Annotated in this window: 16 protein-coding genes; 10 read left to right on the top strand and 6 right to left on the bottom strand. The window is 58.5% G+C overall.

The features are described from left to right. Window positions 1–37 precede the first annotated feature (37 nt). Window positions 38–580 (top strand): isopentenyl-diphosphate Delta-isomerase, encoded by a 543-nt coding sequence (gene idi, locus M2394_RS21170; RefSeq protein WP_259174444.1) that lies wholly within the window; start codon window positions 38–40, stop codon window positions 578–580. Window positions 581–1058: 478 nt separating this feature from the next. After that, entirely contained in the window at window positions 1059–1388 is a 330-nt protein-coding gene (locus tag M2394_RS21165; RefSeq protein ID WP_176997554.1) for a hypothetical protein, read from the top strand. Window positions 1389–1565: 177 nt separating this feature from the next. On the opposite strand, the gene M2394_RS21160 is transcribed toward M2394_RS21165, so the two are convergent. Continuing rightward, window positions 1566–2474, bottom strand: a complete 909-nt coding sequence (locus M2394_RS21160; protein WP_178923443.1) for a LysR family transcriptional regulator — start codon at window positions 2472–2474, stop codon at window positions 1566–1568. A 133-nt stretch (window positions 2475–2607) separates the two neighbouring features. Here M2394_RS21160 and M2394_RS21155 point away from each other — a divergent pair, with 133 nt between their 5' ends. The 3 genes from M2394_RS21155 to M2394_RS21145 are packed head-to-tail and all read left to right on the top strand — an operon-like array spanning window position 2608 to window position 5194. Further along, window positions 2608–3306 (top strand): CoA transferase subunit A, encoded by a 699-nt coding sequence (locus M2394_RS21155; protein WP_010211319.1) that lies wholly within the window; start codon window positions 2608–2610, stop codon window positions 3304–3306. A gap of 35 nt (window positions 3307–3341) precedes the next feature. Beyond that, window positions 3342–4001, top strand: a complete 660-nt coding sequence (locus M2394_RS21150; protein WP_003211625.1) for a CoA transferase subunit B — start codon at window positions 3342–3344, stop codon at window positions 3999–4001. A gap of 11 nt (window positions 4002–4012) precedes the next feature. After that, window positions 4013–5194: an acetyl-CoA C-acetyltransferase gene (locus M2394_RS21145; RefSeq protein ID WP_178923441.1), complete on the top strand. Its 1182-nt coding sequence runs from the start codon at window positions 4013–4015 to the stop codon at window positions 5192–5194. 181 nt (window positions 5195–5375) lie between these two features. On the opposite strand, the gene M2394_RS21140 is transcribed toward M2394_RS21145, so the two are convergent. Then, complete coding sequence (locus tag M2394_RS21140; RefSeq protein ID WP_178923439.1) at window positions 5376–5798, bottom strand: PaaI family thioesterase; 423 nt, start codon at window positions 5796–5798, stop codon at window positions 5376–5378. Between the two features lie 157 nt (window positions 5799–5955). On the opposite strand from M2394_RS21140, the gene M2394_RS21135 reads away from it, so the two are divergent. Then, window positions 5956–6741, top strand: coding sequence for a DUF4349 domain-containing protein (locus M2394_RS21135; protein ID WP_259174441.1), 786 nt, complete (start codon window positions 5956–5958; stop codon window positions 6739–6741). Here M2394_RS21135 and M2394_RS21130 read toward each other — a convergent pair whose 3' ends face one another. Next, the gene (locus M2394_RS21130) at window positions 6742–7827 is read right to left on the bottom strand and encodes a DUF1615 domain-containing protein (RefSeq protein ID WP_259174440.1); all 1086 of its coding nucleotides are present in this window, start codon (window positions 7825–7827) and stop codon (window positions 6742–6744) included. Window positions 7828–8153: 326 nt separating this feature from the next. On the opposite strand from M2394_RS21130, the gene M2394_RS21125 reads away from it, so the two are divergent. Together M2394_RS21125 and M2394_RS21120 are read left to right on the top strand one after the other, a co-directional pair. Further along, complete coding sequence (locus M2394_RS21125; protein WP_259174623.1) at window positions 8154–12821, top strand: RHS repeat-associated core domain-containing protein; 4668 nt, start codon at window positions 8154–8156, stop codon at window positions 12819–12821. Then, entirely contained in the window at window positions 12818–13228 is a 411-nt protein-coding gene (locus tag M2394_RS21120; RefSeq protein WP_259174439.1) for a DUF6896 domain-containing protein, read from the top strand. Before M2394_RS21125 ends, M2394_RS21120 begins: the two co-directional genes overlap by 4 nt. Before the next feature lie 115 nt (window positions 13229–13343). Here the strand turns inward: M2394_RS21120 and hemB are convergent, their stop codons facing one another. The 3 genes from hemB to M2394_RS21105 form a co-directional block, all read right to left on the bottom strand. Further along, window positions 13344–14318 carry a porphobilinogen synthase gene (gene hemB / locus M2394_RS21115; protein ID WP_178925609.1) on the bottom strand — a complete coding sequence of 325 codons (975 nt, stop codon included), beginning with the start codon at window positions 14316–14318 and terminating at the stop codon, window positions 13344–13346. 127 nt (window positions 14319–14445) lie between these two features. Next, window positions 14446–15288 carry a PhzF family phenazine biosynthesis protein gene (locus tag M2394_RS21110; RefSeq protein WP_259174436.1) on the bottom strand — a complete coding sequence of 281 codons (843 nt, stop codon included), beginning with the start codon at window positions 15286–15288 and terminating at the stop codon, window positions 14446–14448. A gap of 3 nt (window positions 15289–15291) precedes the next feature. Further along, entirely contained in the window at window positions 15292–15987 is a 696-nt protein-coding gene (locus M2394_RS21105) for a glutathione S-transferase N-terminal domain-containing protein (protein WP_218647212.1), read from the bottom strand. A 798-nt stretch (window positions 15988–16785) separates the two neighbouring features. Here M2394_RS21105 and M2394_RS21100 point away from each other — a divergent pair. Both M2394_RS21100 and M2394_RS21095 read left to right on the top strand, forming a co-directional pair. Beyond that, a complete protein-coding gene (locus M2394_RS21100) occupies window positions 16786–17487 on the top strand; it encodes a histidine phosphatase family protein (protein WP_178925607.1) in 702 nt (233 codons plus the stop codon). A 206-nt stretch (window positions 17488–17693) separates the two neighbouring features. Continuing rightward, window positions 17694–20123: an Ig-like domain-containing protein gene (locus tag M2394_RS21095; RefSeq protein ID WP_259174434.1), complete on the top strand. Its 2430-nt coding sequence runs from the start codon at window positions 17694–17696 to the stop codon at window positions 20121–20123. Window positions 20124–20167 lie beyond the last annotated feature (44 nt).

Below are 20167 nucleotides of genomic sequence, written 5' to 3'. Positions count from 1 at the left end.
CGGCGGAGCGCCGTGCATTACACCGAAGGAACTCAGAATGATCGATCATGTAGTGTTAGTTGACGCACAAGACGTGCAAGTCGGCGTGTGTGACAAACGTGCCGCACACCTGGGGGAGGGTCAGCTTCATCGCGCCTTTTCGGTCCATCTGATCGACAGCGCCGGACGTCATCTACTTCAACGTCGTGCAGCCGGTAAAATGCTTTGGCCAGGTTTCTGGTCGAATGCCTGCTGCAGCCATCCGGCATCCGGCGAGACGATTACGGATGCCGCCTCTCGTCGTCTGCGCGAAGAACTGGGCATTTCTGCCTCGTGCCGGTTTCAGTACAGTTTTGAATATCATGCTCGCTTTGGCTCGATCGGTGCGGAGCACGAGTTTTGTCATGTATTGGTTGCTCAGTCTGACGCGGCGGCCAACCCGGCGGCAGAGGAAATCAGTGAGATCAAATGGTGGACTCGCGCCGAAATCTCGGCCCGGCTTTCAGAATCCCCAGCGCAATTCACACCCTGGTTCCACATGGAGTGGCTTCACCTGCTGTCAGATTACCCTTCATTCGATACACCCACCGTCCAGGAATGATTGGGGCCAGCTCAACGACCCAGCACGCCAAAAAATGACGCCCAAGTCACGTTTTCACGCATTCTCCCGTCCCTACAGCCATTTATGTAGTGATCAAAAATAATCACTACATAACCGTTGACGTAACCCTTTTGTCCTTGCATTATCGAGACGTCTCCCGGATCGGGAGCGTTGGCAACAAGCGTTTTGAAAGAGCTCGTCTGACCGCCGAGCTGTTTTTTCCGGATGTGCACTGCCCACAAGGCAGATTGATGAAGCTGACCGGCCCGGAGGGCTCGGTACAAGGCGCTCAAATGCGGCTTGTCTTCGTTATGAAAGCATTGCGTAGCAGTTCATCAGCAAGACTACATGCATCAGGTTCAAGACCCTGCCCGTATTCGGCAGACCGTCGCTGACGCCCGGTTTTCGCAACCGGAGACAACTTACGAAGTTTTAACGAACCAACTGATAGATCGCCAACTGGTCAAGGGGCTTACACATGAATCTGAACAACCAACCAACTATCGATGAATTGGCTGAGATGTTCGCAGCGCAGAAAGACACACTCGACGACCATATCCTTTGGGTGGGTAAATCGGGCGAAGTCCAAATTGACTGCCTGGCGCCCCACACCGAAGAAGCCGAGTTTGACCGCAATAACCGTGAACTGGCGGCGCGCCTGAAGATGTACCGCCGTGGCCAGGGTTATGTCGGCAAGAAGGCCGCGGCCGATCGCAACTTTATCGAACATGTATTCGAGACACTTAACAACGCCTGGGCGTCTTTCAAGGACAGCTCGCAAGTTAAAGTGATCGACCGCTACTACTAACTATTAGTTAGCACACTAAGTCCGCCCGGTTAACCGAGCGGACTTTTTTATTACCCTAATTTTTTAATATCTCCACAAACCCTGTAGGAGCCGGCTTGTCGAATCGTCGCACCGCGGCGATTGCGGCCTTGGAAAGTGGCGATCTGTTCAAGCATGCCATCGCCGGCAATCCGACTGCTACACAGGCCAGAGTGGGAATCGGCCTTTCGCAGCTTCATCACGGAAAATGTCGAACAACACCTGCGCCGCAGCCGACAGTTCATGCCCTGGCTTGGTCAACACACCAATCGGCCGTTCGATCACGGGGTCACTCAGGGTGATGCAATGAGCACCCGCCTCTTCCATCTGTTGCGCGCACAACGCCGGGACCGCGCTGACGCCCAGGCCACTGGCAACCATCTTGCCCACGGTCGCCAGTTGATGGCTTTCCAGCGCAACCGGCAGCTTCATTTGCAGGGCACCCAGGTGCTCCTCCAGCATCACCCGCACCGTGGAAGGCCGTTGCAGGGTGATGAATGGTTGCTCCAACAGGGTCTTCCAGTCGATGTCATCGCGCTGCGCAAGCGGTGAGTCGCCGGGTACGACCGCAATGAAGCGGTCCAGGTACAAGGGCGTGAACGCCAGCGATGAACCCTCCGAGGGCTCGAACGCCACACCCAGTTCGACCTGACGGTCGCGGACCATCTCCATGACCTGCTCGTTGATCAGGTCATGCACCGTCACGTTCACCTGCGGGTAACGTGCGCGGAATATCTTCAGGATCGGCGGCAGCAGGTTGCCCGCAAATGAGGGCATCGCTGCCACGGTCACCCGCCCGCGTTGCAAGGTGAAGCGCTGGCGCAGTTCGTCCTCGGCGTTGTCCCAATCGGCGATCAGCCGACGTGCCAGGGGCAGCAGCGATTCGCCCTCAGGCGTGAGGGCCACATTGCGCGTGTTGCGGCTGAACAGGCGCCCGCCCAAGCCTTCTTCCAGGCCCTTGATGGTCAGGCTCAACGCCGATTGGGAAAGGTGCAGGCGCTCGCAGGCGGCGGCGAAACTCAGGGATTGGGCCACGGCGAGAAAGGCCCGCATCTGTTTAACGGTCATGAGGCTGCTCCGGGCGGTTGGACGACTATGCTGTTTTTTAAATCAATCATCCCTAAAAAACAACTTAACAAATCAATCCGTCGGCGCAACACTCGGATCACTGGCTGGACCACAAACAATAAAAGAGGTGCATATGGCAGGTTTCGATAAACGCGTAGCGTCCTATGAAGAAGCGCTGGCAGGCCTGGAAGACGGCATGACCGTCCTCTCCGGTGGTTTTGGCCTGTGCGGCATTCCAGAAAACCTCATCGCCGAGATCAAGCGCAAAGGCACCCGCGACCTGACTGTGGTTTCCAACAATTGCGGCGTCGACGGTTTTGGCCTGGGCGTGCTGCTCGAAGAAAAACAGATCAGCAAGGTGATCGCCTCCTACGTGGGTGAAAACGCCCTGTTCGAGAAGCAATTGCTCAGCGGCGAAATCGAAGTGGTGCTGACCCCACAGGGCACCCTGGCCGAAAAAATGCGTGCAGGCGGCGCCGGTATCCCGGCCTTCTTCACCGCCACCGGTGTCGGCACCCCTGTGGCCGAAGGCAAGGAAACCCGCGAGTTCAACGGCCGCCCGTACCTGATGGAGGAGTCCATCACCGGCGACTTCGCCATCGTCAAAGGCTGGAAAGCCGACCACTTCGGTAACGTGATCTACCGCCATACAGCCCAGAACTTCAACCCGCTGGCCGCCACCGCCGGCAAGATTACCGTGGTCGAAGTCGAGGAAATCGTCGAACCGGGCGAGCTGGACCCGGCGCAGATCCACACCCCTGGCATCTACGTCGACCGGATCATCTGCGGCACGTTCGAGAAGCGCATCGAACAGCGCACCGTGCGCAAATAATCCGCCCCCAGCCCGAATAATAAGAGGAAACACACATGGCGCTTACCCGCGAACAAATGGCTCAACGCGTCGCCCGCGAAATGCAGGACGGTTTCTACGTCAACCTGGGCATCGGCATTCCGACACTGGTGGCCAACTACATTCCCGAAGGCATGGAAGTGATGCTGCAATCGGAAAACGGCCTGCTGGGCATGGGACCGTTTCCTACCGAAGAAACCATCGATGCCGACATGATCAACGCCGGTAAACAGACGGTGACCGCACGCATCGGCGCGTCGATCTTCTCCTCCGCCGAATCCTTCGCGATGATCCGTGGCGGCCACGTCGACCTTACCGTGCTGGGCGCCTTCGAAGTGGACGTACAAGGCAACATCGCCTCGTGGATGATCCCTGGCAAGCTGGTCAAGGGCATGGGCGGCGCCATGGACCTGGTGGCCGGCGCAGAAAACATCATCGTGATCATGACCCACGCGTCCAAGGACGGTGAGTCCAAGCTGCTCAGCCAATGCAGCCTGCCGCTGACCGGTGCCAACTGCATCAAGCGCGTACTGACGGACCTGGCGTACCTGGAAATCGAAAATGGCGCTTTTGTCCTCAAGGAACGCGCACCTGGCGTCAGCGTTGAAGAGATTGTGAGCAAGACGGCCGGTAAACTGATCGTCCCGGACCACGTTCCAGAAATGCACTTCCAGTGAGGACAGATTCCATGCAAGACGTCGTGATTGTTGCTGCCACCCGCACCGCCGTGGGCAGCTTCCAGGGTTCGCTGGCGAACATCCCGGCACCGGAACTGGGCGCCGCCGTGATCCGTCGCCTGTTGGAACAGACCGGACTGGACCCGGCTCAGGTCGACGAAGTAATCCTCGGCCAGGTGCTTACCGCAGGCAGCGGCCAGAACCCGGCGCGCCAGGCCTCGATCCTCGCCGGCCTGCCCCACGCGGTGCCGAGCCTGACCTTGAACAAGGTCTGCGGTTCGGGCCTCAAGGCCTTGCACCTGGGCGCCCAGGCCATTCGCTGTGGCGACGCCGAGGTCATTATCGCAGGCGGCATGGAGAACATGAGCCTCGCCCCTTACGTACTGCCCGCCGCGCGCACCGGCTTGCGCATGGGCCACGCCAAGATGATCGACAGCATGATCACCGACGGCCTGTGGGATGCGTTCAACGACTACCACATGGGCATCACCGCCGAGAACCTGGTGGACAAGTACGGCATCAGCCGTGAAGCCCAGGATGCGTTCGCCGCAGCCTCCCAGCAAAAAGCCGCTGCCGCCATCGAAGCCGGGCGTTTTGTGGATGAAATCACACCCATCCTGATCCCGCAGCGCAAAGGCGATCCGGTAGCGTTTGCGGTGGATGAACAACCCCGCGCCGGCACCACCGCCGAATCCCTGGCCAAGCTGAAACCGGCGTTCAAGAAAGACGGCAGCGTCACCGCCGGCAACGCTTCCAGCCTCAACGACGGCGCCGCTGCGGTGCTGCTGATGAGCGCCGACAAGGCCAAGGCCCTCGGCCTGCCCGTGCTGGCGCGCATCGCCAGCTACGCCAACGCAGGCGTCGACCCGGCGATCATGGGCATCGGCCCGGTGTCGGCCACCCGCCGCTGCCTGGACAAGGCCGGTTGGAGCCTGGGCGACCTGGACCTGATCGAAGCCAACGAAGCCTTCGCCGCGCAATCCTTGGCGGTGGGCAAAGAGCTGGAATGGGACGCGAGCAAGGTCAACGTCAACGGCGGCGCCATTGCCATCGGCCACCCGATCGGCGCCTCAGGCTGCCGCGTGCTGGTGACCCTGCTGCATGAAATGATCAAGCGCGACGCCAAGAAAGGCCTGGCAACGCTGTGCATCGGTGGTGGCCAAGGCGTAGCCCTCGCCCTCGAACGCAGCTGATCCAAAGAGCAACACGGAAAAGGCCCGGTTCCACGAAAACCGGGCCCTTTCTTAATGCGCTCTATCTGAAAAACGCTGTTCAAATGTGGGAGCGGGCTTGCTCGCGAAAGCGGTGAGTCAGCCATGAATAGGGTGACTGACACACTGCATTCGCGAGCAAGCCCGCTCCCACATTTGATCTTTATTGCCTGTCGGATTGGGGCACGGCAAACACCGCATTCGCCCGCGCTACCACCTTTTCCCCCACCTGCAGGCTCACGGTGGCAAACGCCATCTGCCGCCCTCGTTTGTGATGCTCCAACCGCACCACAATCCACTCCCCCACTTGCACGGCCCCAAGGTAGTCCAGGGTCATGCTCGCCGTGATCAACGGCAGCGGCGGCTCACTGGAAAACGCCATCGCATAGCCCATGCCGACGTCCGCCAGGGTCGCCAGCACCCCGCCATGCACCGTACCGCGTCCATTGGCATGGCGGTTGTCCGCACGCAAGCCAATCTCCAGATGTAAACCTTCACCCCGGCAGTAAGCCGGGCCCAATAAATCGAGCAGTGGACTGCTGCGTGGCAACGAGACAAAGCCTTCAGGCACGGTGTGAGCGATCATGGCAAGTTCTTCCTTGGAGTCAGGCTTGAGGTGTACGCCTGGCACCCTCCGTCGGCCATCACCATCAGCCGCGCAAATCCCCTCTGATGCTTTGCGTTAATCGGCCAGACCCGGTTTAATCGCCGTCAAATTTCCCAGCATTTCCCAAGGAATAGCGATGCGCCACCTGGACGGCAAACCAACCTCTTATTTCCTGTGCTTGCTAGTGGCGCTGGCCATTGCAGGCTGCTCACCCAAGGATCCTTCCCGCGCCCGGGTAATCAACGGCGAACAAAGCCGGGCCGGTGCGCAATTGGCTTATGAACATGAACTGACCCTCGCCCTGCCTGGCGCCCTGCTCGCCCCGCGCATGCAGGAAACTCGCGAGGCCTGTGAGACTGCGCGCTTCGGTGCCTGCAACATCCTGGGTATCACCGAAGACGGCAACGGCGGCGAGATCATCCTGCGCATCGCCCCCACCGGTGTGGAGCCTATGGTTACCCTGGCCGCCGAGGGCGGAAAACTCGGGCAGCGCATCACCACTGCCGAGGACCTGGCCGATGCCGTCGCTGATGTGCGTCGCCGCCAGGACCGCCTACTGGCCCAACAGCAACGCCTGGATGAGCTGGCCAAGCGCAAGGACATCACCGTCAGCGACCTGATTGCCCTGAGCAAAGAACAAGCGGCCATCGAAAACGAACTGCAGGAACTGGCCCAGGTCTCCGCCGGCCAGCAACGCCGCCTCGACACCAACCGCGTGACCTTGAACTTCCGCTCCTCCGACGGTGCGAACCAGCCGTCGCGGTTCAGCCGGATGTTCAGCAACCTCGGCGACAACCTGGTCAACGGCACGGCAGACGCCTTGGAGCGCTCCAGTTATGTGCTGCCGTTTGTGATCCTGGCATTCCCGGTGGTGTGGCTTTGGGTGTGGTTGTGGCGCCGGTTTGTCAAACGCCGCACGTGATCAACGCTTCATGCAACGCTGATACCGTTCATCCACCCGCTTGGCAAACCACGCCGTGGTCAGGTTGCGGGTGATCTTGGGGCTCTTGAGCACGATGCCCGGCAGGATCGCCCGTGGCATCGGCTTGCCGGCAGCTTTGTCAGCCAGTGCAAACACACGCTTGTAGAGGGTGGTGTCTTCAAAATCCAGGCTCTCACCCTCCTCCAGCTGGCTGCGGATGCTGGGGTTGCGCATGTCCAGCTTCGCTCCCAGGGAACGCACTGCCAGCTCGGTGGTGCCGGGCAGCAATGAACCGTAGCGAATCAGATCACCATCCAACGCCAACTCGGTGCCCGTCACTCGGCTGACCGCAGCCTGGAACGCGGCATTACGGCTGGCGTACCAGCCGGCATTGAAATCGGCAAAACGGTACAGCGGCTGGTCGTAGTTGACCGGGTAGCCCAGCAAGTGCGCGATACCGAAATACATGCCGCCACGGCGGGTGAAGACCTCGCGTCGGATGGTGCCATCCACCGTGTAGGGATAACCCCGGGCCTGCTTCTGCGCAAAGTCGATGCTGACCTGCATGGGGCCTGCGGTGTGCACCGGGTTGAAGCCGCCAAACAGGGTGTTGCCCAACGGCACCATGCTGATGAAGTCATCGAAGATGCCGCTCAGGTCCTTCTCGGTGCGCGCGGCGCTCAGGCGGTCGGTGTAGGTTTTCCCGGTGGGCGAGCGCAGTTGCAGCGCGCTTCGGACGACAAACGCCGGTACGTGGACTTTCCCCGCACGCCGCAGGATTTCATCCTGGGCGATCTTGCCCATGTTCGGCACGGGCGGGTCGACCTGATAAGTGGACTCCTGCTCGGTCACCGCCAGCACGGCGCAAATATTCTCGGTGCTGGGGTAGATCTTCTGGGCATCGAAGGCGGTGTAGATGTCCTGGGCCCAGCCGTTGCGGTCGGCCACCGTCGCCGACAGCAGGCGCACGATTTGCGCCTTCACCTCGGTTTCGCTGCGCTCCGGCTGCTGCGGGTTGCGTGTTGTGGAGCAACCGGCCAGCACCAGCAAAGCGGCAAGGCACAGGATCACGCGGCTTGAGAACATAAGGCTTCCTTGAAAGGCGACAGGCCGGGTATTGCAGATATCGACCGGTAAGTCTAACCGGCGTTCGCTGAACAGCTGGGCTTTCGAGTCTTTTCCAAAAATGACAGGTCCATCCCCCGCTCACGTAGCACGCAAACGGCTGAAGCGTCCCACGTGATGACGGGACAAGCTCTACAGATATCACCCGAAAACCACTGCAAAGTCCTTCGCCTGAATACACAGTGCGAGGGATTGCAGATGGCGTTATTTATTCAGCCCCCATTTCATGGGGCATGCTCTTGATCGCCCTTACCAGCCAAACCATTGGCTTTCTGGTACTGGCGGCCATGGATTCGAAGACACGCGACGTCGAATCCGTTATCAGCGACTTCAAGCGCTGCCTGAACTCCTACGACGCCTGGGCCGAAAATTTTTTCAGTTTTTCCGCCCTGGATATCGAACAGGTCTTCAAAGTCGGCGATGAAGTGGCGCTCGTTGCGCCGATCAATCGCTCCATCCTGCCCAACAGCACCACTGCAACGTGCCAGGCGAACGGTACGCTGACCCTGGTGCATATGTTCCAAAGCTCACGGTTCGTGCCCATTGGCAATACGCCGGTGGTGTTGCAGCGCATCGACCCGAACGGTGGCCCGCTGGGCGAACCGATCCATAAAACCATCGGGCCCAGCGGCATACTTGAAGTCACGGAGTGCGACCGTAACCAGCAATACCGGGTCAACTTCTACCCTAATGTTTCCGCCACACATTTCAAGGCGTTGTATGCCTCTTACCAGACGGTCATCGCCCCCCTGGAAGGCTGGCTGCGCAAGGAATGGCGCGACACCTTCGAACCGCTTTGGAAGGACTACTCCGAAGCCAACTTTCTCAACCGCTACCTGTCGCTTTATCAAGCCTACACGCGCGGATTCAACGAGGCGCTGTACGCGCTCTGGGACAACCTGGAACAACTGCTCCAATGGCTGTCGGCTCCGCTGGCCCATGCCGAACAACTGCTGCATTACCTGTCCCAGGTTGAGTTTGAAAACCTGTTAAAGCTCGACACCGACGCCATCGCAAAGGGTTTGCTGGTGCTCAGCGATGAGCCGCTGCTGTTTATCTACCTGGCCGCAATGGTCAGTTGGATGCGGATGTTGCCACCTCCGTACATGAACGAACTGCTGGGTGAAATCAGCTTTGAAGTGCTGATCAACCTGTTGCTGGTGCTCGCGACGGCCGGAATGGGCATGGCAATTCGCTTGAGCTCGAAGGTGCTGGCGGGCGTCAAGTCGCAAGCTGCCCGCACTTGGCTGAACCACATGGCCAAGCAATTCGGCAAAGCCCGGGTGGATGACCATGTCGAGATGGGTAAGCCGATTTGGCTGGGTGGGCCTGCAACGCCGATCAAGACGATCCCCGATGTGCCATTGAAGGCCGGGGACAATCTGGTTCCAAACCCCGTCCCGGTGGTGCGCGAAAAGACACAGCGCACGGTGCTGGTCAGGCAGGAACAGGTCGATGACGTGCCGGTGTCCGGGAAAAACCAGAACGGCGATGCGGCGACCTGCTCGGCGACTACGTGCAAGAACGGCTGCCCGGTGTCGATGGTCACCGGCGAGGAATTGCTCACCCTCACCGACGGCACGCTCGATGGGATATTGCCGTTCGAGTGGACCCGGCTTTATCGCACCAGCGCGGTGGAAGTGGATTGCGGGTTGGGGTTTGGCTGGAGCCATGCGCTGGCCCATCGGCTGGAGGTTTCCGGTGATTCGGTGGTGTGGACCGATCATGAGAACCGCTCGACTGAGTTTCCACTGCCCTCCTCCGCCCGCCCTGCGATCACCAACAGCTTGGCCGAAGCAGCGATTTATCTGGGGACGTTGCCGGATGAATGGGTGCTGGCGCAAGGCTCGCGTTTCTACCATTTCGTTAATGGTTTTCTGACAGCGATCAGCGATGCGTATGACAACCGGCTGCGTATCTCTCGAGACTTCAGGGGGCGCATTGAGCGAGTGGATAACGGCGTCGGGCGGTCGTTGTTTTTGCGCTATTCGTCGGGCCGCATTGTTGGCGTGGACTACCAGATTCACCGGGCTGAAGGGCCGGGTGAGTTTGTCTGGGTCACCGAGTACACCGTTGTTTCCTACGCCTATGACGACCTTGGCCGGCTTATCAGTGCGACCAACGCCGTCGGTGAAAGCGAGGTTTATCGCTACGACGATCAGCACGTCATTCTCGAACGCCAGTTGGCCGGTGGGGCAAGTTTTTACTGGGAGTGGGAACGATCTGGCAAGGCCGCGCGCTGTGTCCGGCACTGGGCCAGCTTTTCGCAGATGGACACCCGCTATGCCTGGGATGACAACGGCCAGGTCACGGTGTTTAACGCCGATGGCAGCCAGGAAGTCTATGTGCATGACGGGCGTGCGCGGCTGGTGCAGCGTGTTGATCCGGACGGCGCTGAACACTTCAAATCCTACGACGAAAAAGGCCGGCTGACGGTTGAGCAGGATCCGCTGGGCGCGATCACGGCCTATCAGTACGACGACGCTGGGCGTTTGGTGGCGTTGTTTCCGGGGGACGATGAGCCGACGTCCTACGAGCATGACAACGGATTCGTTCGGGTTGTAAGGCGCGGTCAGGCAGTCTGGAAATATGAACGTAATGACAGGGGCGATATCACCCGCAGGATTGATCCCAACGGCCACAGTACGGACTACAGCTACAACAAATATGGGCAGCTGACGGGGGTTTGGTTTCCGGATAACAGTTGTCAGCGGCTGGTGTGGAATGAGCGTGGGCAGTTGCTTGAGGAGCAGTTGCCGAATGGCGGGATTAAGCGGTATCGCTATGACGATCTCGGGCGTCAGGTGGCGCGGGAGGACGAACATGGCGCGCTGACCCAGTATCAGTGGGACAGCGTGGGGCGACTGGTTCGGGTGGTGTTGCCGGGGGGCGCTTGTAGGGAATACAGCTACAACCCTTATGGAAAAATCACGTCTGAGCGGGATGAGTTAGGCCGCGTTACTCGTTACGAGTATGCCGATGGGCTGCATCTGATCAGCCGTCGTATCAATTCCGACGGCACCCAGGTCAAGTATCGCTACGACAATGCGCGGTTGTTGCTGACTGAAATCGAAAATGAAGTCGGTGAGACCTATGGATTGCAGTACCACCCCAATGGCCTGATCCAGCAGGCGATAGGGTTTGACGGTCAGCGCACGGCTTACGTCTATGACCTCAACGGTAACCTGCAGGAAAAGACCGAGCACGGCGACGACGGCAGTCAGCTGGTTACCCGCTACGAACGCGATCATGCCGGGCGCCTTGTACGAAAAACCCTCCCCGACGGCAAAACCGTCGACTACACCTACGACCGCCAGGGCAACCTTCTCGGCGTCGAAGATGGTCACTGGGCGCTGGCCTACGAATACGACAGCCAAAACCGCCTCACCGCTGAACACCAAGGCTGGGGCACCTTACGCTATGGCTACGACGCCTGCGGCCAGTTGCAAAACCTGCGCCTGCCCGACAACAACCGCCTGGTCTTCAATCATGCCAAGGGCGGCCACCTCGCCACCGTCGAACTCAATGGTGAAGTCCTCACCTCTCATCTGTTCAAAGCCGGCCAGGAACACCAACGCCAACAAGGCCAACTGCTCAGCCACTACCACTACGACGACCAACAACGCCTGCATGCCCACACCGTCACCCAGCAGGAACACCACCTCTACGCACGCCACTACACCTACGACAAATCCGGCAACCTCACCCGCCTGCTCGATACCCGCAAAGGCCAGCACGACTACAGCTACGACCCACTGAGCCGCCTCACCCGCGCCGACCACTCCCAGGACCTGCAAGAACGCTTCGCCCACGACCCGGCGGGCAACCTGCTCATGCAAAACCGCCCCGGCCCGGACATCGTGGCTGGCAACCGGCTGATGATTCAGGGGGACCGGCATTACGACTATGACGCGTTCGGCAACCTGATCCGTGAGCGGCGTGGGCGTGGGCACTCACTGGTCACTGAATACCGTTATGACTGTCAGCACCGGCTGATCGGTATCACCCAACCCAATGGGCAGACCGCCAGTTACCGATACGATCCGTTTGGGCGGCGGATCAGCAAAACCGTAGATGACATAACCACGGAATTTTTCTGGCAAGGCGACAAGCTGATTGCCGAGCACCACAAAGACCGTCATCGCAGCTACCTCTACGAACCCGGTAGCTTCAGGCCCTTGGCTTTACTGGAAGGTTTTGGCCCCAAACAAACCAAGCCCTTCCACTACCAACTCGACCACCTCGGCACCCCACAAGAACTCACCGCCCCCAACGGCGAAATCGTCTGGTCCGCCCACTACGGCGCGTACGGCGAAATCAGCCGTCTGGACGTCGGAAAAGTCGACAACCCGCTGCGATTCCAGGGTCAGTACTTCGATCAGGAAAGCGGGCTGCACTACAACCGGCATCGCTACTACAATCCGGATATTGGTCGTTACCTGACGTCGGACCCGGTGAAGTTGGCGGGTGGGATCAATGCGTACCGGTACGTGCCGAATCCTACGGGGTGGGTGGATCCGCTGGGGTTGAGTACATGTCCTGGAGGAGATGGCTGTAAACCACAAACAAACACAGACGATACAATTAATGAAACAGGTGTAGATGAGGGTTTGCCTTCAACACCTCTTATCCACGAAGTCGATGCTGGCACTTTGAAGCGGACACATACCATTGAAGGAAAACGATCAACAAAGCGCGTAGAAGGTTTTGCTCGCATCATGCAAGAGACTGGGTTCGACAATATAGAACCCATCGACGTTTTTGAGCACAACGAACAACGCTATATTATCGATGGGCACCATCGAGCTTCGGCAGCGAGACAAACGCACACCCCAGTCACTATAAAGCTGATCGATAATTTGAACGCTTATAAAAGCTCGTATAACAGCGCTCAAGATGTCATAGACGAATCAAACGCAGTTGGACTCGACAGACTGGACAGGCCAAGAAGATGAAAAATAGAACGCTAGAAGATTTGATAAACGAATATATAAAACAAGTACAACAGGCAACAGAGTTACTTGAGCATTCATTTGGAACCAAAGACATCCTAGAATTATGGTGGACAAATAAAATCCCACGATGTGGCGTACTTACTGATGGAGTGGAATACGAACTGCACGGAGTTGGCTGTAGCGTTTATCTGACTGATAGATGCATCGATTTTGACTATGGTCCTGGCGGACGAGTTGATGGCTTCGACCCTTGGAGACTCTATATGTATGCATGCGAAACTCCGCAACAGCATAAAAAATACACTGACATGAAGCTCCTAGAGCATGAGTTCAATGAATATCTAGAAAAGGGAAAGGTCAGAAAAATTGAAGGCTCCATGTCCAATTTGTATTTCATACAGCCTTGATTAAAAAACAACGCCTCATGATATTCCGTCTAGACAAACAAAAAGATCTGACTCTTTTAGTATTCAGCGGCCCTGTGACAAGCAAACTCACCCGCCACAGAGCTACTCACCTAAATCAAATCCCCGCCAACGCCAAATCCATCGCAAAATACGTAAAAATCAAATCCGCCCCCGCGCGCTTGATCGACCCCAACGTCTCGCGCACCACCCGCGCCTCGTCAATCGCGCCCGCCTGGGCACCGAACTTGATCATCGCGTACTCGCCGCTCACCTGGTACGCCGCCACCGGCAGGTGTGAGGCTTCGCGGATGTCGCGGATGATGTCGAGGTAGGCGCCGGCCGGCTTGACCATCAGCGCGTCCGCGCCTTCCTGTTCGTCCAGCAGCGATTCGCGCACGGCTTCGCGGCGGTTCATCGGGTTCATCTGGTAGCTTTTACGATCGCCCTTGAGCGCACTGCCGCCGGCTTCGCGGAACGGGCCGTAGAGGGCCGAGGCGAATTTGGTGGAGTAGGCCATGATCGGGATGTGGGTGAAGCCGGCGTCATCCAGTGCGCGACGGATTGCCTGGACCTGGCCGTCCATGGCGGCGGACGGTGCGATGACATCGGCGCCGGCGCGAGCGGCCGCCACGGCTTGTTTGCCGAGGTTGACCAGGGTTGCATCGTTGTCGACGTGGGCGCCGTGCATCACGCCGCAGTGGCCGTGGTCGGTGTATTCACAGAAACAGGTGTCGGACATCACGACCATTTCCGGTACGGCGTCCTTGATGATCGAGGACATGCGCGAGACCAGACCACGCTCTTTCCAGGTGTCGCTGCCGCTGGCGTCCAGGTGGTGGGACACGCCGAAGGTCATGACCGACTTGATGCCGGCACGGGCATAACGCTCGATCTCGGCGGCGAGTTTTTTCTCAGGGATGCGCTGCACGCCCGGCATGCTGGTGATCGGCACGAAATCATCGATTTCTTCCTCGACGAAGATCGGCAGCACCAGGTCGTTCAAGGTGAACTCGGTTTCCTGGAACAAGCCACGCAGCTCCGGGGAGCGGCGCAGGCGGCGTGGGCGGGCTTGGGGGAACTGGCTGGTCATGGCTTTCCTGGCTTCCAAAACGGTAGAGGCATACATATTTGGGGCGAAAGCTTATGCCCCCTGGCCCCCATGGCACAAACGCGCGGGGGCCAATAGTGTATTGCGAGGCCTGTAACAATGTATTGATCTAGAGCTGTAGGCGCCCGTCGATGCAGACCGCAACCGCACCGCCCACCCATATTTCAGGGCCGTGGCGCTCGATGCGAATGCGCCCCGCCCGCCCCATCGCCGTGCCCTGGCTGACGACATAGCGCTCCGGCGCCAGACCCTCCCCCAGCAGCCACTGGGCAACACCCGCGTTCAGGCTGCCGGTGGCCGGATCTTCCTGGGCGCCGTCACCGGCAATAAAGGCGCGCACTTCGAATTGCGCATCCACCGCATCGTGCTCAGGGTCGCAGGCAGCGATCACACCCACTGCCAGGCCCAATAGTTGCGAATAGTCAGGTTGCAAACCCAGCACCTGCTCGCGGTCAGCCAGCATTAGCGCCAGCCAGCCTGCGCCATTGTCAACCCACTGGCTGCGCAGGATGGCCCCGGGCGGCAAACCCAACCCCAGGCGCACGCGCTCCAGCAACGGTGCCTCCACCGCGTCGGAACGTATCAGCGGCGGTGCGATAAAGGCCAGCTCATCCCCTTGGCGGCGGATACGCACCAGGCCGATTTCACACTCCTGGATGATCTCTTCACCTTTGGGGATGCCCCCCGCCTGCAGCCACGCATGGCAACTGCCCAACGTGGGGTGGCCGGCGAACGGCAGCTCCTTGAGGGTGGTGAATATTCGCACCCGGTAGTCGGCCCTCGGGTCACGCGGGGTCAGCAAAAACGTGGTTTCACTGAGGTTGGTCCACTTGGCGAAATCGGCCATTTGTTGGTCGGTGAGGCTGTCGGCCCCCAATACCACCGCCAGCGGGTTGCCTTTGAGCGCGACGCGGCTGAACACGTCCAGTTGTTTGAAATCGAAAGTCGGCATGCGTCAGCTCGGGATGTTCAGGCCACGGATCACGGCCGGACGTGCGACAAAACCGTCCAGCGCGCGCAGCACATTGGGGAAATCAGCGATGCCCACCAGGTCACCGGATTCATAGAAACCGATCAGGTTGCGAATCCAAGGGAAGGTGGCGATATCCGCGATGCTGTAGTCATCACCCATGATCCAGGTGCGGCCCAGCAGGCGTTTTTCCAGCACATCCAGCAGGCGCCGGGATTCGGCGGCATAGCGGTCGCGGGGACGCTTGTCTTCGTAGGCCTTGCCGGCAAATTTGTTGAAAAAGCCCAGCTGGCCAAACATCGGGCCGATGCCGCCCATCTGGAACATCAGCCACTGGAGGGTTTCATAGCGGGTAGCCGGGTCTTCGGACAGCAGCTGGCTGGTTTTTTCCGCCAGGTAGATCAGGATCGCGCCGGACTCGAACAGCGCCAACGGCTGGCCGCTCGGGCCATTGGGGTCGATGATCGCCGGGATCTTGTTGTTGGGGTTCAGGGACAGGAACTCGGGTGACAGTTGGTCCTGGGTCTCGAAACTGACTTTGTGCGCTTCATAGGGCAGGCCCAGCTCTTCAAGCATGATCGACACCTTGACGCCGTTGGGCGTGGGCAACGAATACAGTTGCAAGCGTTCGGGATGCTGGGCAGGCCATTTTTTAGTAACAGGGAAGCTTGAAAGAGACATGATGGTGAACTCCCTTTAAAAACTGGAATAGTAAGGGTTCACAAGGTAAACAAAATAGATAGAGCGATCTAATTTACTGACTGTGCGGAACAGAAAAAAGGCGTTGAGAGCCCGTCCATTGACCAACGGCTGACGCTCAACGCTCTTTTAGGTCTGGCACGACCCGCTACGGGTAGCGCACCGGTTTTTACTCGGATCGCTAGCGCCGGCCAAATGTCGTGACTCGGAAGCAATCGCCGTAGCCGAATTCAGACGGCCGATCTTCACTGCGCACGTTGTAACTACTTCCGTTCCACTCCCGATCGCTCGTAGCGCGCCCACCAGTGCAGGTCCAGAGTATGGGGGCGCGCCTTTTTGACCTAGATGGATCCTCGTTTTCTGACGCTGACATCGTGTTAAAACCGCTGTAGAGGTTGCTTGAAGACGAGCCGATATTCATGTTTTCCATTTAGTGACGAGGCTCACTGGCTGAACTGAGACGCCATAGCGTGCGCTAAAACGGCTACTCACTTGCCAACCAGTGACAACGACTATGTTGCAAACCCTGAATATCCGTTCCACTGCGTACAAATCACGAAACACACTTCGCATCGCGATACCGTTTTGCAACATTTGCCAACTATCATTAGGGATAGGTTGGAATAAACATCCTTGCGCATAGAACCAATCGACGTAAAAACACTCCCACCCTCCAAGCTTGACGACCGCACGGCTAGAAAAACAAACCGGCTATCACACAGGAGTGGACCCCCGCATCAGGAGTGCTCGGCCCTAGTTGCATTACTGAAAAGTGGAACCATGAATCTAAAACCTGCCCGAGTTGCACATCATTTCAAGCGTTACACTTATGTCGTCTTACCGTTGCTGCTAATTGCCGGCACCGTTGGGCTGACGCTAGACGCCCGAGAAAGCCGTGCACAAGTCGTAGATGGCGTGCAAACCTTGATCTTCCTGCGTCACGGTGAAAAACCCAGCGGCGGCCTCGGCCAGCTCAACTGCCAGGGGCTGAACCGCGCAATGAACCTGGCCACCGTATTGCCGGAAAAATTCGGCAAGGCCAATTTCGTGTTTGCCGCCAACCCGACGCGCAATGTCGAGGAAGGCGAGAAGGACAATTCGTACAGCTACATTCGCCCACTGATGACCATCAGCCCCAGCGCCATCAAGCTGGGCCTGCCGGTGAACATCAAGTTTTCGGCGAATGACACCAGTGCCCTGGCCGACGAGCTGGTGGAAGACAAGTACCACAACGCAATCATCTACACCGCCTGGTCCCACGGCTACCTGCCGGAACTGATCAACAAGGTGGCCAGTGAAGCCTCGGGGGAAAAGCACACCATTACCCAGGATTGGTCCGGCAGTGACTACGACACGCTTTACGTGCTGACCCTGACCTGGCACAACGGTAAGGCTTCGCTACTCAGCCGCAACTACAAACAGGGGCTGGATGACGGACAAACCACCTGCCCGCCTGCCACACAGGCCAGTGCCGATATCTGACGATCACTGGCAAGGTCCTGGCCTGTTTTTTTTTGAGACCGTTCTTAGAGTTCACAAACCGATAAGTATGCGGAAATGCGCCTGTGACCCCGGGGGGCGGGCACGCGGCATTCTCTATACTTTATTGGAAACAAGACCTTATGGACGCTAAGAAAAAGTACACAGCTGAGCGTGAGGGTTCTCAACGCACTGTGGACTCAGCCTCAATGACGCTGACCTTGCACGGTACGACCAGTGCCCATGCAACCGTCGAAATCTACGACGCCCAGAGCAATCCGGTCGGGACCACGCAGGCCGATGAAAATGGTCGCTGGGCCTACACGACAGAACAGGCCGCCAGCCCGGAGCGGGAGAATTTTAGCATTACTGTAGACGGCCAGATCACCCAGGATTTCTCGATCCGGCTTGATACGCTGTCCTCTGAAACAACGCCGCTTGCTGTTCCAACGGTCGAGACGGGTAGCAATACCCTGGGCGTATCGGCCACTGACAGCCAGGCGGGAGATGCCGGCCCGCAGTTGCAGATTGAACTCAAGCCGCAGGCGGTGGCGGAAAGTATCATCGTAGAACCTGAGATCGCCGTACTTGAGAACGCGACAGCTCTTACATTTGACACCGCTTATGACACCGCCGGGTACGAGACCGGGTTGGTAGAGAGTGGTGCCACGATCGACGATAGCCGCCCCTACCTTTCAGGTAAAAGCGAGGCCATCGGCACCTTTGTCAAAATCTATGACAATGGCGAATACCTGACGTCTGCCTTTGTGGACCTGCAAGGCAACTGGCAGGTTCGCCCGTCCACCGAAAGCGCGCTGCAGCCCGGTGTACATGAGTTGACCGTCGTAGATAGTCTGGGTCAGACATCAGAACCCTTTTTGCTGACCGTCAGCATTCTTGAAGCGTCAACTCCGCTGATCGATTCAGTATTCGATAGTGTCGGCACCCCTGGAGAAATCGCCCCTGGTGCCAGTAGCGATGATACGACTCCCACGTTCCACGGCCGTGGCGAGCCAGGTGCCCAAGTGCTCCTGTACGACGGTGCCTTTATCGTTGGCTCGTCATTTGTTGGCCCGGATGGACGTTTTACGGTTGAGACCGGAACACCCCTGACGCCGGGTCAGCACACCTTGACGGTAGCCGTGAACCGAATCGCATCACAGCCCTTTACATTCACCGTAGAGGACACAGAGCCAGCCACTCAACCGACTATCAGTTCAGTCATTGATGATTTTGGCAAATTCGGTGAGATCACAAACGGTGGCAGTATCGATGACGCCACACCAACGTTATGGGGTACGGCCGCGCCACATTCTCAAGTGGCTATCTACGATGGCACTACCCGATTGGGTTATGCCCTCACGCGCCCGGATGGCAACTGGCAATTCCAGGCAGCCACTCTGAGCCAAGGCGAACACTCGCTCACTGCCGTGACCAAGACACCTATTGGCACCGAACTGAGCTCTGATACGTTCACCCTGACGATTGGTGCACCGGAATCGGCCAAACCACAGATCGACCAGGCGTTTGACAACTTCGGCAAATACAGTGAGCTGGTCAACGGCAGCCTTACCGATGACGCGACTCCGGCCTTGCGCGGCAAGGCTGACCCCTTTGCCATGGTGCAGATCTACGATGGCAGCCGCCGCATTGGCTACGCCCACAGTAACGCCGACGGCATTTGGGAGTTCCAGGTACCCCCGTTGAATCAAGGCACGCACGTGTTCACTGTGGTGAACGCTGGAGTCAGCTCAGACCCGTTCACCTTGACCATTGGCGCACCGGAATCGACCGCGCCCGTGATCACTTCCGTAGTCGACAATATAGGTACTGTGATCGAGCTTGCGAGCGGCAGCGTGACCAACGACGCACGGCCGACGTTCCATGGCCAAGGCGAACCGCTGACGCTCCTGAAGGTGTATGACAATGGGAAGTTGGTCGACAATGTCACGGTTTTGCAGGATGGCAGCTGGACATACACCAACATCAATAAAAAACTGAGCCCAGGCGAGCATACCTTCACATTTGTCGGGGAAGGCGCCACCTCTGAAGCCTTCGTATTGAATGTGCAGGATGTCCCGCAAACCCCAACGCCTCAAGTTGACAGCGCACTCGACCAAGCCGGCGACTGGACGGGCAGTGTGACAAGTGGCGCGACCATTGACGACTATCGTCCTGTTTTCAGCGGGCAAGCCGAACCGGACTCTGCCGTGTTCGTGTATGACGATCGTCTGTTCATCGGCGCCGCCCGTGCCGGGGAAGACGGCCAATGGACATTCCAACCTTCGGAATTCAGCCCGCTGAGCCCAGGAACGCATACGTTCACTGTCGTCACTGATGGCGTGACCTCAGAACCTTTTGTGTTGCACGTGGAAGCCACCGCGCAAGGAATTGAGACATCAGGCCATGAACGTGAGCCACAACTGCCGCTGCTGTCGGACCTGCTGCAACCCGCTTCCGAACTGTTCGCAGGTGACGCAAGTGTGATCGCGACCGGCGAGGCTGTCCTCGATCTGTCTCTGGCGGGGTTCAACGAAAGCCTGGAACTGGCGCCTGTCACAACAAATGGGGTCAGCGTGTTCTCTCCCGCAGCGCTACCACAACCCTGGGAGCAAGAAACCACCTACCCGTTCGGCTAAACAGCAAACCGGCCGCCTGGGATACGGGCGCCCGCAGCAGACAG

The organism is Pseudomonas sp. BIGb0164 (assembly GCF_024810135.1).
Lineage (GTDB): Bacteria > Pseudomonadota > Gammaproteobacteria > Pseudomonadales > Pseudomonadaceae > Aquipseudomonas.
This window is presented reverse-complemented; position numbering and strand designations above follow the sequence as displayed.